This window comes from Actinoplanes sp. SE50/110, assembly GCF_900119315.1.
In the GTDB taxonomy this organism is placed as follows: Bacteria; Actinomycetota; Actinomycetes; order Mycobacteriales; family Micromonosporaceae; genus Actinoplanes.
Genome location: NZ_LT827010.1, coordinates 5,712,597 through 5,727,538, shown reverse-complemented (window position 1 = coordinate 5,727,538; position 14,942 = coordinate 5,712,597). Strand labels below are relative to the sequence as shown.

Sequence of the window (14,942 nt, the reverse complement as noted above, 5' to 3'; positions counted from 1 at the left end):
GGCTAGGGCAGGGGTACGACGAAAACGCCGGGGACACCCGTCCCCGGCTATCAAGATCCACGCGAGGGCCGGCGGGTCCGTAGCATCAACCGGATGGGAGACAGCGCGACGCGCAGGCCACCGGCGGCGCCCGGTGGGCGGCCGGTGGGCCGGGTGCTGGGCATCCCGGTGCACGCGAACGGCTCGATGCTACTGCTGGCGCTGCTGGTCACGGTGGTTTACGGCAATTACGCGCGCGACGAGCTCGGGCTCGCACAGCCCTGGGCGTACCTCATCGGCCTGGGTTTTGTGGCCTGTCTGCTGGGTTCGGTGCTGCTGCATGAGCTGGGGCACGCGCTGATCGCCCGGCGTAACGGCATCGGCGTGCGCCGGATCACTCTGGAGCTGCTCAGCGGGTGGACCGAGATGGAGCGCGACGCGCCCAGCCCGCGGGTCGACGCCGCCGTGTCGCTGGCCGGCCCGCTGGTGTCGCTGCTGCTCGGCGGGGTGGCCACCGGTGCGGCGCTGGTGCTGCCGGAGGACACCGTGCCCGGGCAGATCGCCTTCCAGCTGGCGGTCAGCAACGTGCTGGTGGCGGTCTTCAACGTGCTGCCCGGGCTGCCGCTGGACGGCGGGCGGGCGCTGCGGGCCGGGATGTGGGCGCTGCTCAAGGACCGGAACCGGGCGACCGTGGTGGCCGGCTGGGCCGGGCGGGTGATCGCGTTCGGCACCGCGGTGGCCGTGCTGGTGCTCTTCGAGCTGGGCCTGCTCACCCTGTTCGGGATGCTGTTCGTGCTGCTGGTCACGCTGACCCTGTGGCACGGTGCCGGCCAGTCGATCCGGCTGGGCCGGATGACCGGGCGGTTCCCGCTGCTCGATCTGGGTGTGCTGGCCCGGCCGCTGCTGACGGTGCCGGCCGGCACCCCGCTGGGTGAGGCGCAGCGGCGCCGCGCCGAGGATCCGCGGCCGGACGTGGTGCTCGCGGTCGCCGACGGGGGCGGTAATCTCACCGCTCTGGTCGATCCGGTCGCCGCCGAGCGGGTGCCGGTCGACCGGCGGCCCTGGGTGAGCGTGGAGAGCGTGGCCCGCTCCCGGGACGCGCTGACCAGCCTGTCGGTCGAGCTGACCGGTGAGCAGGTGGTCCGCGCGCTGCAGGCCCACCCGGGTGCGCAGTACCTGGTGACGGCAGGCGAGGATGTCATCGGCGTCCTGCGGGTCGCCGACGTCGCGGCCGTCCTCGAGCCGCGGCGGGCGCAACGCACCTGAATGTGCGAGAGCAACGCACCTGAATGTGCGAGAGCAACGCACCTCATTGAGCGAGAGAAGAGTTCGTGACCACGATCCCCGCCCACCGCGGCCCGTTCCGCCCGGGTGACCGCGTCCAGCTCACCGACCCCAAGGGGCGGATGCACACGATCGTGCTGGAGCCGGGCAAGGCGTTCCACACCCACCGCGGCGCGCTGGAGCACGACCAGCTCATCGGCCTGGCCGACGGCAGTGTGATCGCCGCCACCAGCGGCACCCAGTATCTGGCGCTGCGGCCGCTGCTCAGCGACTACGTGCTCAGCATGCCGCGCGGTGCGCAGGTGATCTATCCGAAGGACGCGGCGCAGATCGTCGCGATGGGTGACGTCTTCCCCGGGGCGAAGGTGCTCGAGGCCGGCGCCGGCTCCGGCGCGCTGACCTGTTCGCTGCTGCGGGCCGTCGGCGAGTCCGGCGAGGTGCACAGCTACGAGCTGCGCCCGGACTTCGCGGCGATCGCCCGCAAGAACGTCGAGGCGTTCTTCGGCGGCCCGCACCCGGCGTGGCACCTGCACGAGGGCGATGTGGCCGGCAACGAGATCGGCGGATTCGACCGGATCGTGCTGGACATGCTGACCCCGTGGGAGGCGCTCGACATGGTGGAGCGCTCGCTGATCCCCGGCGGGGTCTTCATCGGTTACGTGGCGACCACCCCGCAGCTGTCCGAGCTGGTCGAGGCGCTGCGCGAGCGGGGTGGCTGGACCGAGCCGCGGGCCTGGGAGTCGCTGATCCGCGACTGGCACGCCGAGGGCCTGGCGGTCCGCCCGGACCACCGGATGATCGCGCACACCGCGTTCCTGGTGTCCTCGCGCAAGCTGGCACCGGGCGTGACCGCGCCGGCGCGCCGCCGCAAGCCGAGCAAGGGCGCCGAGGCGTACGCGCTGCGCCGGGCGGCGATGGCGGCGCTGGCCGCCGAGAGCAAGGAGTCTGCGGACACCTCCGGGGAGTGACCACGATCGCCGCGTCGGGTAGGTTCCTCGGTGGCGTCGATGGGAGGACGAAGGGGTGGGCGCGATGAGTTCTCCGCCGTTCGGCGGCAGCAACGAGATGCCGGCGGTGTTCCCGGACTGGTCGCCCTACCCCGACCTGGATTCGGCGGCCCGTGCCTACCTGCGCGACCCCGAGGTGGCCCTGGAGGCGCTGTTCGGCGTCCTGCGTGGCGCCTCGGTGCTCTGCTTCACCCTGGAGCGCTTCGTCAACGAGGTGAACGGGGTGTGGCAGGAGGTCGTCGTCTGCGACGGCAGCCGCCTGGTGCTCTGGCACGGCGAGGACGTGGCGCCCGGGGACGGCCCGGCCGGGTCGATGACCTCGTCGCTGCGCGTGGTGCCGCTGTCGACGATCACCGAGGTGGGCTGCCGGCGGCGGCTCACCCGCACCTCGACCGGGCAGGCCCGGGTCGACAGCATCGACGTCTACCTGCTGCTGAGCTCGGTCGACGACGCTCTGCCGCCACCCGGGTTGGCCGAGGAGGAGGGCCGGGCGCCGCTGCGCCACGACGCGCTGCGCTTCGGTAAGACCCTCGACGACGGCGGGCCGGGGCAGATCGCCCGGTTGGAGGAATTCTCCCGGGTCGTCGCCTCCCTGGTGGGCCGCCCCACCCTCTGATCAGGCGGCGTCCGGGCCGGCGACCTCCACGTCGTCGGCCGTCCGCACGACGTGGATGCAGTCGCCCGGGCACTCCTTGGCGGAGTCGATGACTTCCAGGATCAGATTGCGGGGTACGCCGGTGCGCACGCCCGGGTTCTGCAACAACGCGCCGGAATCGGATTTCACGTACGCGAGGCCGTCGATGTCCAACTCGAAGACCTCCGGCGCGTATTGGACACAGAGTCCGTCACCGGTACACAAGTCCTGATCGATCCAGACCTGCAGCTCATCAGTGTCTGCTGACACTCCTACCTCCCACAACCGGTTGCGGCAGATGGTATGCGAATGCTGGCCGACCGGCTCACCGGCGGTGGGCCCAATCGATCAAGAGTCGGTGACGAGGGTGTTGCATAGGGGGAAATCCGCCCCGCAACAGCTAGTGTTGACCCAAGACGTTCGAGCCCCCCGGGGAGGTGGGACGTGGCACGTAGCGACGAAGCGGACTCCCGCGCCGCACGATGGGAGAAAGAGGCCAACGATCTCTCCAGCCAGGTCGCGTTCCTGCAAGAGGAACTCGCCCTGGTTCGGCGGAAGTTGACCGAGAGCCCCCGACACGTCCGGCAGCTCGAGGAACGGCTTGCGGCGACGCAGGCGCAGCTCTCCCGAGTGACCGAGAACAATGAGCGGCTCGTGGCGACCCTCAAGGAAGCCCGCGCCCAGATCGTCACTCTCAAGGAAGAGATTGACCGGCTCGCCCAGCCGCCCAGCGGCTACGGCGTTTTCCTGTCGGCCCACGAGGACGGCACGGTGGACGTGTTCACCGGTGGCCGCAAACTGCGGGTGGCGGTCTCGCCGTCACTCGCCGCGGACGAGCTGCAGCGGGGCCAGGAGGTCCTGCTCAACGATGCGCTGAACGTGGTGGACGCGTTCGGTTTCGAGCGCACCGGTGAGGTCGTCCTGCTCAAGGAGGTCCTGGACAACCCGGGTGGCGGCACCGCCGACCGGGCCCTGGTGGTCTCCCACGCCGACGAGGAGCGGATCGTCTTCCTCGCCGAGTCGCTGGAGATCGCCAAGCTGCGCGCCGGCGACTCGCTGATGATCGAGCCCCGTTCGGCGTACGCATATGAGCGGATCCCCAAGAGCGAGGTCGAGGAGCTCGTCCTGGAGGAGGTCCCCGACGTCGACTACACCGACATCGGCGGCCTGCACTCGCAGATCGAGCAGATCCGCGACGCGGTGGAGCTGCCCTTCCTGCACGCCGACCTGTTCCGGGAGCACCAGCTGCGCCCGCCGAAGGGCATCCTGCTCTACGGCCCGCCCGGCTGTGGCAAGACCCTGATCGCCAAGGCGGTGGCCAACTCGCTGGCCAAGAAGATCGCCGAGCGCCGTGGTGAGGAGAAGCACACCAGCTACTTCCTCAACATCAAGGGCCCGGAACTGCTGAACAAGTACGTGGGTGAGACCGAGCGGCACATCCGCCTGGTCTTCCAGCGGGCCCGGGAGAAGGCCGGCGAGGGCACCCCGGTGATCGTGTTCTTCGACGAGATGGACTCGATCTTCCGGACCCGGGGCTCCGGTGTCTCCAGCGACGTGGAGAACACCATCGTTCCCCAGCTGCTCAGCGAGATCGACGGTGTCGAGGGCCTGGAGAACGTCATCGTCATCGGCGCCTCCAACCGGGAAGACATGATCGACCCGGCGATCCTGCGCCCCGGCCGTCTCGACGTGAAGATCAAGATCGAGCGTCCGGACGCCGAGGCGGCCAAGGACATCTTCGCCAAGTACATCCTGTCCGACCTGCCGCTGTCCGAGGACGACCTCGGCGAGCACGGCGGGAACCGGGAGGCCACGGTCGCCGCGATGATCGAGGCGGTCGTCCTGCGGATGTACACCGAGTCCGAGGAGAACCGTTTCCTCGAGGTCACCTACGCCAACGGTGACAAGGAGGTCCTGTACTTCAAGGACTTCAACTCCGGCGCGATGATCCAGAACATCGTCGACCGCGGCAAGAAGATGGCGATCAAGGAGTTCCTCACCTCCGGGACCAAGGGCCTGCGCCTGCAGCACCTGCTGGACAGCTGCGTCGACGAGTTCCGGGAGAACGAGGACCTGCCGAACACCACGAACCCGGACGACTGGGCCCGGATCTCCGGCAAGAAGGGCGAGCGGATCGTCTACATCCGCACGCTCGTCTCCGGCGGTAAGGGCACCGAGGCCGGCCGTTCGATCGAAACAGCGAGCAATACCGGTCAGTATCTGTAACGAGTAGTCACGCGAAAGGGTGGCGGGGGAGACCTCGCCACCCTGCACGCTATCCTCGCCCGCGTGACCCGATCCCGCCTGACCTGGCTCGATGCCCTTCGGGGTTTCGCCGCCGCGGTCGTCGCGCTCTTCCACCTCAGCCCGTCCGTAATCGGTCTCGATCGGCACGCGGCGATGCAGCAGCACTTCGACCTCGGCCGCTACGGCGTGCTGCTGTTCTTCCTCGTCAGTGGATACGTCATTCCGATGTCGCTGGAGCGGCACGGGTCACTGCGGCGGTTCTGGATCGGGCGGGTCTTCCGCATCTACCCCGCCTACCTGCTGGCGATCGGGGCCGGGCTGCTGGTCGCCGGGGCGGGCCTGCAGGAGCTGCACGGCAGCCTGTACTCGAACACCTTCGCGTCGGTCCTCGGGCACGCCACGATGATGCAGGACCTGCTCGGCCTGCGCGGCGTGGTGCGTCCGATCTGGACCCTGGCGTACGAGATGGTCTTCTACCTAATCGTGGCCGGCCTCTTCGTCTGGGGCCGGCAGCGGGCCAGCGCCTGGTGGGCCGGCGGTCTGGCGCTGCTCGCGCTGGTGGCCGGCCGCCGGCTGCCGGACGGGGTGTTCGCCGCCGACTTCCACGACCGCCGCATCACCGCCGTCGTGCTCACCGTGATCCTGGTGGCCAGCATCGCCGCGTACCTCAGCGGTGCCCGCCCGGTGATGCTCGCCGCCGGTCTGGTCGGCGTGGCCATGGTGCTGCTGCCGATGCTCAACGGCCAGCCCACCCGGTATGCCACCCCGGGCGCCTCCAGCACCGCCATCCTGCTGCTCGCGGTGATGTTCGCCGGTACCGTGATCTACCGCGCGCAGCACCGCGAACTCCACCGGTGGGTGGCCGGGGCCACGCTGACCCTGGTCCTCGTCGTCCAGGCGGTCAATCAGTGGCTGCTGGACGGTACCCAGCTGGTGCGCAACATCAGCGTCGCCGGCGCGGTGGCCGGCACCTTCGCGGTCGCCTTCCTGATGCGCCACCGCGCCGTCCCGGGCTTCCTCACCTGGCTCGGCGTGGTCAGCTATTCGGTCTACCTCTTGCACATGCCGGTGCTCGCGGTCGTCACCCGGCTGCTCAACGGTCACCCGCTGCCGCTGTTCGCGGCCTTCGTCGTGGCCACCCTGGCGGCCGCCTGGACCTCCTACCACCTGGTCGAACTCCCCGGGCAGGAACTCGGCCGGCGGGTCCAGCGCCGCCTGGACGCCCTCCTGGGCCCCGACACGCCGCGGACCGCCACGACCACGGAAGGTGGCACGCCGAGCACGGGCAGCTTCGGTATGCGCCATGAGAGCGTCTAGGCTCGATACATGAGCACGCTTGGCTTCGTGGCGGACAGGGTGGTCGCATGAGCGTTCGACGGATTATGGGCACCGAGGTCGAGTACGGCATTTCGGTGCCCGGCCAGCCCGGCGCCAACCCGATGGTCACCTCCTCGCAGGTCGTCAACGCCTACGGCGCCCGGCCGGAACTCAACCGTGGCCAGCGCGCCCGCTGGGACTACGAGGAGGAGTCCCCGCTGCGTGACGCCCGTGGGTTCACCTACTCCGGCGCCGCCTACGACCCCGCCGAAGCCCTCGCCGACGAGGATCTCGGCCTGGCCAACGTGATACTGACCAACGGCGCCCGGCTCTACGTCGACCACGCCCACCCGGAGTACAGCACTCCGGAGTGCACCAACCCGCTCGACGTGGTCAAGTGGGACAAGGCCGGCGAGCGGGTGATGGCCGAGGCGTCCCGGCGGGCCGCCACCATCCCCGGCGCCCACCGCATCCAGCTGTACAAGAACAACACCGACAACAAGGGCGCGTCGTACGGGTCGCACGAGAACTACCTGATGCGCCGGCAGACCGCGTTCGCCGACATCGTCGCCCACCTCACCCCGTTCTTCGTCACCCGGCAGATCTTCTGCGGGGTCGGCCGGGTCGGCCTCGGCCAGGACGGCAGCGGCGCCGGTTTCCAGATCTCGTCGCGCGCCGACTTCTTCGAGGTCGAGGTCGGCCTGGAGACCACCCTCAAGCGGCCGATCATCAACACCCGCGACGAGCCGCACGCCGACGCCGACAAGTACCGCCGGCTGCACGTCATCATCGGCGACGCGAACCTCTCGGAGATCGCGTCGTACCTGAAGATGGGCACCACCGCGCTGGTCCTCAACATGATCGAGGAGAAGGTCTTCACCGGCGAGCTCGGCATCGCCGACCCGGTCAGCGAGCTGCGCGCGGTCAGCCACGACCCCACCCTCAAGCACCTGATGCGGCTGCGTGACGGCCGCCGGCTCACCGCGCTCGACCTGCAGTGGGCGTACTACGAGCGGGCCAAGGCGTTCGTCGACGAGCGCTACGGCGCCGACGCCGACGAGCAGACCACCGACGTGCTCAACCGGTGGGAGGACGCGCTCGACAAGCTCGGCCGTGACCCGATGCTCTGCTCCGACACTCTGGACTGGGTGGCCAAGCTGCGGCTGCTGGAGGGTTACCGCGACCGGGAGAACCTCACCTGGGCGTCGCCGAAACTGCAGCTGGTCGACCTGCAGTACGCCGACGTGCGCCCGGAGAAGGGGCTGTACCACCGGCTGGTGGCGCGCGGTTCGATGAAGACGCTGCTCGACCCGGACGACACGCAGCGCGCGATGTACGACCCGCCGGAGGACACCCGGGCCTACTTCCGCGGCCGCTGCCTCGCGCAGTACGCCTCCGAAGTGGTCGCCGCCAGCTGGGACTCGGTGATCTTCGACGTCGGACGCGAGTCGCTGGTGCGGGTGCCGATGATGGAGCCCGAGCGCGGCACCAGGAAGCACGTGGGCAGCCTCTTCGACACCTGTGAGAGCGCGAAGGATCTGCTGGAAGTGATCACGAGTCGGTAATAAAACACCCGTTGCGGCGGGGCGTTTCGTCACCGGGTCGAGGTAGGTTTTCGGTACCCGATGTTGCATCGGGGGCTTGGCAGTCGGCTGGCTTTGAAGGGGGACATCCATGGCAACCCGAGACACCGGTGGTCAGTCGCAGAGCGGGCGTGGCTCCAGCGACTCCGAGATCGAGGACGTCACCGTCGAAGCCAACCCTGAGGTGGCGGAGCGGCACGCGGAAATCACCGAGGACGTCGACGACCTGCTGGACGAGATCGACTCCGTCCTGGAGGAGAACGCCGAGGAGTTCGTCCGCGGCTATGTCCAAAAGGGCGGCCAGTGACGTATATGTCCGATTAGTGACCTGCCGGGCGCCCGCATGGGCGCCCGGCGAGCATTTACGGACACCCCGCAAGATCGGGATAATGAGCTTCAACCCGCAGCGGCGGCAATTCCGCGCCGCTGCGATCACGTACCTGAAAGGAACCACGTGGCGACGGGTTTTGATCCATCCGGGCGGCTACCGGATATCTTTCTCAACACGGGGACGTCCTCCTTCACGCAGTTCCTGAGTGCGGCGGCCCCCGAACTCCTGCCCGGGCGGCGCCCGCTTCCGCCGGGGCTGTCCGCGGGTGACGTGGCGCCGCACGGCACCACGATCATCGCGATCGCGACCGCCGACGGGGTCGTGATGGCCGGTGACCGCCGGGCGACCATGGGCAACCTGATCGCCAGTCGGGACATCCGCAAGGTGCACCCCGCCGACTCGTACTCACTGATCGGCATCGCCGGCACGGCCGGCATCGGCATCGAGCTGATCCGCCTGTTCCAGGTCGAGCTGGAGCACTACGAGAAGACCGAGGGCGCGATGCTCTCGCTCGACGGTAAGGCGAACCGGCTGGCCGCGATGGTCCGCGGCAACCTGGGCGCGGCGATGCAGGGCCTGGCCGTGGTCCCGCTGTTCGCCGGCTTCGACCTCGCCCCGGCCGACTCCTCGCGGGCCGGGCGGATCTTCAGCTTCGACGTGGCCGGCGGCCTCTACGAGGAGACCGGCTACGAGGCGATCGGCTCCGGTTCGCTGTTCGCCAAGTCGGCGCTGAAGAAGAAGTACCGCGCGGGCGTCAGCACCGAGGAGGCCATCCGGCTCGCGGTCGAGGCGCTCTACGACGCCGCCGACGACGACACCGCGACCGGCGGCCCCGACCTCACCCGCAAGATCTACCCGGTGGTGATGACCGCGACGGCCAACGGCACGGTGCGGCTCAGCGACGAGGAGATCACCACGGTGGCCGAGCAGGTCGTCTCCGGACGCATGGAGAACCCGGGCGGTTGAGCCGTCTGACGCGAGAGAAGGAGTAGCCACCCGTGGCCATGCAGTTCTACGCATCGCCCGAGCAGGTCCAGCGGGACCGCTCGGAGTACGCCCGCAAGGGCATCGCCCGCGGCCGCTCGGCCGTGGTGCTGTCGTACGAGGGCGGCATCCTGCTGGTCGCCGAGAACATCACCACCCTGCGCAAGATCAGCGAGATCTACGACCGGATCGCGTTCGCCGCGGTGGGGCGCTACAACGAGTTCGAGAGCCTGCGCCGGGCCGGCGTGCGGATGGCCGACATGACCGGCCTGACCTACGACCGGCGCGATGTGACCGGGCGGGCGCTGGCCAACGCGTACACCCAGACCCTGGGTGCGATCTTCTCGGAGACCCAGAAGCCGTACGAGGTGGAGATCTGCATCGCGCAGGTCGGCGCCACCCCGGAACAGGACGAGCTGTACCGGATCATGTACGACGGCTCCGCCCTGGACGAGCCCGGCTTCATGGCGATGGGCGGCCAGGCCGAGGCGATCGCGAACGTGCTGCGCGAGCGGCACGACGTCGCGGCCGATCTGCCGACCGCGCTGGCGCTGGCCGCCGAGGCGCTGGGCAGCGTCGGCGGGGAGAACGGCGCGACCCGCACCCTCGGGCCCAAGCAGCTCGAGGTGGCGGTGCTGGACCGCCGCCGGGTCGGGCGGACGTTCCGGCGGATCGCCGACGCGGCGCTGACCACGCTGCTGGGGCACGAGGCCGTGCCGGACGCGGATCTCGGGGAGACCGACGCCGCCCCGCCGGCGCCGGCCGACAGCAAACCCACCGAGTCGGCCGCTTCGGAGAGTACCGAGGGCTGAGCGGTTCGTGAGCGGGCGCGGCGAAATGCCGCGCCCGCCGCAAACATGCCGCGCCGCGGTGAAGATCCCCGAAAACCCGATTACTGGGGCCCTTCGGTGGCTGCCAATGCGCCCCGGATGCGGCTAGTGTCTTGTCATGGAACGGCGAATTTTCGGCCTCGAGACCGAGTACGGAGTCACGTGCACCTATCGGGGGCAGCGGCGGCTGTCGCCGGACGAGGTGGCCCGCTACCTGTTCCGCCGCGTGGTGTCCTGGGGACGCAGCAGCAACGTCTTCCTCCGCAACGGCGCCCGCCTCTACCTCGACGTCGGTTCCCACCCGGAGTACGCGACACCCGAATGTGACTCGGTCACCGACCTGGTCGCCCACGACCGGGCCGGCGAGCGGATCCTGGAAGGCCTGCTCGTCGACGCGGAGAAGCGTCTGCACGACGAGGGCATCGCGGGCGAGATCTACCTGTTCAAGAACAACACCGACTCGGCCGGCAACTCGTACGGCTGCCACGAGAATTACCTGGTCAGTCGCCACGGCGAGTTCGGTCGCCTGGCCGACGTGCTGATCCCGTTCCTGGTCACCCGCCAGCTGATCTGCGGTGCCGGCAAGGTGCTGCAGACCCCGCGCGGCGCCGTCTTCTGCCTCTCGCAGCGCGCCGAGCACATCTGGGAGGGCGTCTCCAGCGCCACCACGCGCAGCCGCCCGATCATCAACACCCGCGACGAGCCGCACGCCGACGCCGAGCGCTACCGCCGCCTGCACGTCATCGTCGGCGACTCCAACATGAACGAGGTCACCACCCTGCTCAAGGTGGGCAGCGCCGACATCGTGCTGCGCATGATCGAGGCCGGCGTGGTGATGCGCGACCTGTCGCTGGAAAACCCGATCCGCGCCATCCGCGAGGTCAGCCACGACGTCACCGGCCGCCGCAAGATCCGCCTGGCGAACAACAAGGAGGTCTCCGCGCTGGAAATCCAGCAGGAGTACCTGGCGAAGGCGACCGAGTTCGTCGAGCGCCGCGGCGGCGACCCGGTCGCCAAGCGCGTCGTCGAACTGTGGGGCCGCGTCCTCAACGCCATCGAAACCGAGAACCTCGACCCGGTCGCCCGCGAGATCGACTGGGTCTCGAAATACCGGCTGATCGAGCGCTATCAGGCGAAACACGACATCCCGATGTCGCATCCGCGGATCGCCCAGCTCGACCTCGCCTACCACGACGTGCGCCGCGGCCGGGGCCTCTACGCCCTCATGGAGAAACGCAAGCAGGTCGACCGGATCGCCAACGACCTGCAGATCTTCGAGGCCAAGGAAACCCCGCCGCAGACCACCCGCGCCCGCCTGCGCGGCGAGTTCATCAAACACGCCCAGGACAAGCGGCGCGACTTCACCGTCGACTGGGTGCATCTGAAGCTGAACGACCAGGCGCAGCGGACCGTGCTGTGCAAGGACCCGTTCCGCGCCTACGACGAACGAGTGGAAAGACTCATCGCCAGCATGTGAGCGGAGGCATCGTCGGCGGATGGGCCGCGAGGGTTCGGCCGGCCGGTGGGCGATCCTCGCGGCTGCGCCGGCGACCCTCGTCGGATCGCCGGTGGTGCCGGTCGGTCTTCGGTGAGGCGCTGGTGTTTCCGGCTCCTGCTGCGGTGCCGGGTGTGTTGGCGGCTCCTGCGGGGGTGCCCGGTGTGTTGGCGGCTGTCGCCGGGTGCTGGGGGTGGTGGCGGCTCCTGCCGCGGTGCCGGGTGTGATGGCGGCTCTCGCCGCGGCGAGGCTGTTCGTTGGCAGGTGAGCGGGTCGCGTTAGGCTTGCCCGGTTATGACATCGATCAACTCCGGCCAGCCCGATCCCGAGGATGTGCGCCGCCTCAACCGTGCCGACCGTCGTCGGGAGCGGATCCGCCAACAGGTGCAGCAGGCGCGGCACGGCCGCAAACTGATCCCGACGTGGCTGATGGCGGCGGTATTGGCGCTCTTTCTGGCCGGCTGGGTGTATCTGATCGTCACCAAATAGGGTGCGGATCGGTCGTCGTTCGCATCGCCGTGCAAAGACGCAGAACGATCCCCGCACCCTTCCGCATCGTCGGTTGGGCGCGGTGGGAGCAAACCGCCGAGCGCAACACCGATCCCGTGCCCCGCGTCCGGCTTCGACCGTCCTGCGCCCGCGCTTGCGGTCCGCGCCCCCGCGTCCGCGCCCCCGCGTCCGCGCCCCCGCGTCCGCGCCCCCGCGTCCGCGCTTGCGGTCCGCGCCCCCGCGTCCGCGCTTGCGGTCCTTGCCCTCCCGTGTCTGCGGGTCTGGTGCGGATGCGTCCCGCGGTGACCGTGCGGGGCCCCCGCGCCCGCGCTTGAGGTCAGCTCGGCGGCGGTCTCGCGGGCCGGTGGATCGCTTCTCGCGGTTACCCCGTCCGGAAATGTCGGGTGTGTGGCCTCTGGGGATGGGCGCGGCGGGTTGTCACAGCGGAGGCCGCCGGTAGGGAAGGGGGTGCGGGATCGGCCGGTTTGCGAGAGGCTCCGGGCTATGACCGAGATTCTGGGGCCGGGCATCGAGGACTACCTGCTGGCGCACAGCACGCCGGCCGATGAGCTGCTGCGGGAGTTGGCGGCGGAGACCAGGGCGTCGCTTCCGCCGGATTATGCCGGCATGCAGGTCTCCGCGGACGAGGGCGCCCTGCTCACCATGCTGGTGCAGCTGACCGGCGTGGATTATGCCGTCGAGGTGGGCACGTTCACCGGGTTCTCGTCGATCTGTATCGCGCGCGGGTTGCGGCCCGGTGGGCGGCTGCTGGCCTGTGACGTGTCCGCGGAGTGGACGAGGATCGCCGGCGGCTACTGGGAGCGGGCCGGGCTGCGGGACCGGATCGAGTTGCGGCTCGGGCCGGCGGTGGAGACGCTGCGTGCGCTCCCGGCCGATCCGGTGATCGACTTCGGGTTCATCGACGCCGACAAGATCAACTACCCGGCCTACTACGAGGAACTGGTCACCCGGCTGCGTCCCGGCGGGCTGCTCGCCCTCGACAACGTCCTGCGTGACGGCCGGGTGCTGCACCCGACCGATCCGGCCGACCGCGCCATCGCGCAGCTCAACGACCGGATCGTCGGCGACGACCGGGTCAGTTCGGTGATGCTGCCGGTCCGCGACGGCGTAACCCTGGTCCGCAAGCGCGACTGAACCCACCGCGAGCTGCGCCCCGCGACGCCGGCCGGTGCGGCGCCGTCCAGCACCGGCTCGGGCCACCGCCGGCTCGCGTGGCGAGCCGTGCGCGACGGGCCGGCCGACTCCCGGGGGAAAACGGGATTGAACCCGTTCCGCAACCGGGATGGCGTCTCCTGATTCGGGTGATCATTGGTCGGGGGCGGTTCGCGGTCGCCGCGGTGGTGGCGATCGTGGCGTACCAGTTCCTGCCGGCGGTCGGCTGGCTGACCGTCTGCTGGCAGGTGGCGATCGGCTGGGCCAGCGCCGCCGTGATCGTGGCCGGGGCCCGCCGGCAGACGTGCCGGGATCGGGCGCCGTGGTGGTGCTTCGCCGCCGGCGTGTTCAGCAATGCGACCGGCATCCTGGTCGCCAAGGTCAGCGCGGTGTGGTGGAACCTGGCGGATCTGCCGACCCGTTCTTCCTCGGGCTGTATCCGGCATGCGCGGCCGGGATCGCCCTGCTGATCCGCCGCCGCGACGAGTGGCGCAACGGGACCGCCCTGGTCGACGCGGCCACCATCACGATCGGGTTCGGGCTGCTGGCCTGGGTGTTCGTGATCGAGCCGGCGCATGGGGACATTCAGATGGACCGGCTGGCGTACGGCACCCAGGTCGCCTATCCGATCGGTGATCTGCTGCTGATCGCGATGATGACCCGGCTGGTGCGCGGCCGCGGTGCCCGGGGGCCGGCGCTGGCCGCGATGGTCGCGGCGCTGGGGGCCCTGCTGGTCGGCGACAGCTCGTGGGTGATCATGGACAATCTGGGCGGCGCCGAGAAGTGGCTGGGGCTGCTGCCGTGGCTGGGCCGCGCCCTGGAGTCGGTGTTCGTGACCGCGTTCGCGCTGTTCGCGGTAGCCGCCCTGGACCCGGGCGCGGGGCGGCTGGCGGAGCCGGCGCAGGAGCGGTCGGCCCGGCTCGGCCCGGGCCTGCTGGCCCTGCTGACCGGCGCTTCGCTGATCGCCCCCGGGTTGCTGGCCGGCCAGTTGCACAGCGGGTCGGTGAAGAACGGCTGGAGCATCGTGCTCTGCTCCACCACCCTGTTCCTGCTGGTCGTGGTGCGCATGGCGGGTCTGGTGCGGGAGGTGGAGCGACAGGCCCGGCAGGTGCGGGACCTGGCCCGCTCGGATGAGCTGACCGGTCTGCCGAACCGCCGGGCGTGGAACGACGAACTGCCCCGCGCCCTGGAACGGGCCCGCCGCGATCACCAGCCGGTGGTCGTCGCGATCGTCGACCTGGACCATTTCAAGCGGTTCAACGACACGTACGGTCATCCGGCCGGTGACCGGCTGTTGAAGGCGGCCAGCGCGGCCTGGCACGAGACGCTGCGCAAGGCGGATCTGCTCGCCCGCTACGGCGGCGAGGAGTTCGTGGTGCTGCTGCCCGGCTCGGATGCGGCGCACGGGCACGGCGCGTTGAGCCGGATGCTCGCCGCCACCCCGCAGGGGCAGACCTTCTCCGCCGGTCTGGCGGTCTGGGACGGCCAGGAGACCTCGGACGAGCTGTTGCAGCGCGCCGACCAGGCCCTCTACCTGGCCAAGGAGCGGGGCCGCAACCGGATCGAGATGCCGGCCGCCGCGTGACCCG

At 70.0% G+C, this 14,942-nt stretch carries 15 protein-coding genes; 14 read left to right on the top strand and 1 reads right to left on the bottom strand.

Annotated features, from left to right (window positions below; genetic code table 11):
• The first annotated feature begins 93 nt into the window (after positions 1 to 93).
• The 3 genes from ACSP50_RS25690 to ACSP50_RS25680 all read left to right on the top strand — a co-directional run bounded on the left by ACSP50_RS25690 (position 94) and on the right by ACSP50_RS25680 (position 2,886).
• Positions 94 to 1,245, top strand: coding sequence for a site-2 protease family protein (locus ACSP50_RS25690; protein ID WP_052311721.1), 1,152 nt, complete (start codon positions 94 to 96; stop codon positions 1,243 to 1,245).
• A 65-nt stretch (positions 1,246 to 1,310) separates the two neighbouring features.
• Positions 1,311 to 2,231 carry a tRNA (adenine-N1)-methyltransferase gene (locus ACSP50_RS25685; RefSeq protein ID WP_014692208.1) on the top strand — a complete coding sequence of 307 codons (921 nt, stop codon included), beginning with the start codon at positions 1,311 to 1,313 and terminating at the stop codon, positions 2,229 to 2,231.
• A 64-nt stretch (positions 2,232 to 2,295) separates the two neighbouring features.
• Positions 2,296 to 2,886 (top strand): hypothetical protein, encoded by a 591-nt coding sequence (locus ACSP50_RS25680; RefSeq protein ID WP_043515408.1) that lies wholly within the window; start codon positions 2,296 to 2,298, stop codon positions 2,884 to 2,886.
• Here the strand turns inward: ACSP50_RS25680 and ACSP50_RS25675 are convergent, their stop codons facing one another.
• Positions 2,887 to 3,174 carry a ferredoxin gene (locus ACSP50_RS25675; RefSeq protein ID WP_014692206.1) on the bottom strand — a complete coding sequence of 96 codons (288 nt, stop codon included), beginning with the start codon at positions 3,172 to 3,174 and terminating at the stop codon, positions 2,887 to 2,889.
• Positions 3,175 to 3,348: 174 nt separating this feature from the next.
• Here ACSP50_RS25675 and arc point away from each other — a divergent pair, with 174 nt between their 5' ends.
• The 11 genes from arc (at position 3,349) to ACSP50_RS25620 (ending at position 14,938) form a co-directional block, all read left to right on the top strand.
• Positions 3,349 to 5,130: a proteasome ATPase gene (gene arc / locus ACSP50_RS25670; protein ID WP_014692205.1), complete on the top strand. Its 1,782-nt coding sequence runs from the start codon at positions 3,349 to 3,351 to the stop codon at positions 5,128 to 5,130.
• A gap of 63 nt (positions 5,131 to 5,193) precedes the next feature.
• Entirely contained in the window at positions 5,194 to 6,468 is a 1,275-nt protein-coding gene (locus tag ACSP50_RS25665; protein WP_014692204.1) for an acyltransferase, read from the top strand.
• 47 nt (positions 6,469 to 6,515) lie between these two features.
• Positions 6,516 to 8,033, top strand: a complete 1,518-nt coding sequence (gene dop / locus ACSP50_RS25660) for a depupylase/deamidase Dop (protein WP_014692203.1) — start codon at positions 6,516 to 6,518, stop codon at positions 8,031 to 8,033.
• Positions 8,034 to 8,142: 109 nt separating this feature from the next.
• Positions 8,143 to 8,358, top strand: a complete 216-nt coding sequence (locus ACSP50_RS25655) for a ubiquitin-like protein Pup (RefSeq protein WP_014692202.1) — start codon at positions 8,143 to 8,145, stop codon at positions 8,356 to 8,358.
• Between the two features lie 147 nt (positions 8,359 to 8,505).
• Positions 8,506 to 9,348: a proteasome subunit beta gene (prcB, locus tag ACSP50_RS25650; protein ID WP_014692201.1), complete on the top strand. Its 843-nt coding sequence runs from the start codon at positions 8,506 to 8,508 to the stop codon at positions 9,346 to 9,348.
• 32 nt (positions 9,349 to 9,380) lie between these two features.
• Positions 9,381 to 10,178 carry a proteasome subunit alpha gene (prcA, locus tag ACSP50_RS25645; RefSeq protein WP_014692200.1) on the top strand — a complete coding sequence of 266 codons (798 nt, stop codon included), beginning with the start codon at positions 9,381 to 9,383 and terminating at the stop codon, positions 10,176 to 10,178.
• Between the two features lie 136 nt (positions 10,179 to 10,314).
• Positions 10,315 to 11,673, top strand: coding sequence for a Pup--protein ligase (gene pafA, locus ACSP50_RS25640; RefSeq protein ID WP_014692199.1), 1,359 nt, complete (start codon positions 10,315 to 10,317; stop codon positions 11,671 to 11,673).
• A gap of 312 nt (positions 11,674 to 11,985) precedes the next feature.
• Positions 11,986 to 12,180, top strand: a complete 195-nt coding sequence (locus tag ACSP50_RS25635) for a hypothetical protein (RefSeq protein WP_014692198.1) — start codon at positions 11,986 to 11,988, stop codon at positions 12,178 to 12,180.
• A gap of 504 nt (positions 12,181 to 12,684) precedes the next feature.
• A complete protein-coding gene (locus ACSP50_RS25630; protein ID WP_014692197.1) occupies positions 12,685 to 13,335 on the top strand; it encodes an O-methyltransferase in 651 nt (216 codons plus the stop codon).
• A 167-nt stretch (positions 13,336 to 13,502) separates the two neighbouring features.
• Complete coding sequence (locus tag ACSP50_RS43125; protein ID WP_043512179.1) at positions 13,503 to 13,823, top strand: hypothetical protein; 321 nt, start codon at positions 13,503 to 13,505, stop codon at positions 13,821 to 13,823.
• A complete protein-coding gene (locus tag ACSP50_RS25620) occupies positions 13,745 to 14,938 on the top strand; it encodes a GGDEF domain-containing protein (protein WP_014692196.1) in 1,194 nt (397 codons plus the stop codon). Before ACSP50_RS43125 ends, ACSP50_RS25620 begins: the two co-directional genes overlap by 79 nt.
• Positions 14,939 to 14,942 lie beyond the last annotated feature (4 nt).

Excerpts from the sequence above, each read along its gene's own strand:
- pafA (WP_014692199.1), top strand. The coding sequence starts at position 10,315 with ATGGAACGGCGAATTTTCGGCCTCGAGACCGAGTACGGAGTCACGTGC.
- dop (WP_014692203.1), top strand. The coding sequence starts at position 6,516 with ATGAGCGTTCGACGGATTATGGGCACCGAGGTCGAGTACGGCATTTCG.
- ACSP50_RS25635 (WP_014692198.1), top strand. The coding sequence starts at position 11,986 with ATGACATCGATCAACTCCGGCCAGCCCGATCCCGAGGATGTGCGCCGC.
- ACSP50_RS25690 (WP_052311721.1), top strand. The coding sequence starts at position 94 with ATGGGAGACAGCGCGACGCGCAGGCCACCGGCGGCGCCCGGTGGGCGG.
- ACSP50_RS25680 (WP_043515408.1), top strand. The coding sequence starts at position 2,296 with ATGAGTTCTCCGCCGTTCGGCGGCAGCAACGAGATGCCGGCGGTGTTC.
- ACSP50_RS25630 (WP_014692197.1), top strand. The coding sequence starts at position 12,685 with ATGACCGAGATTCTGGGGCCGGGCATCGAGGACTACCTGCTGGCGCAC.
- ACSP50_RS25655 (WP_014692202.1), top strand. The coding sequence starts at position 8,143 with ATGGCAACCCGAGACACCGGTGGTCAGTCGCAGAGCGGGCGTGGCTCC.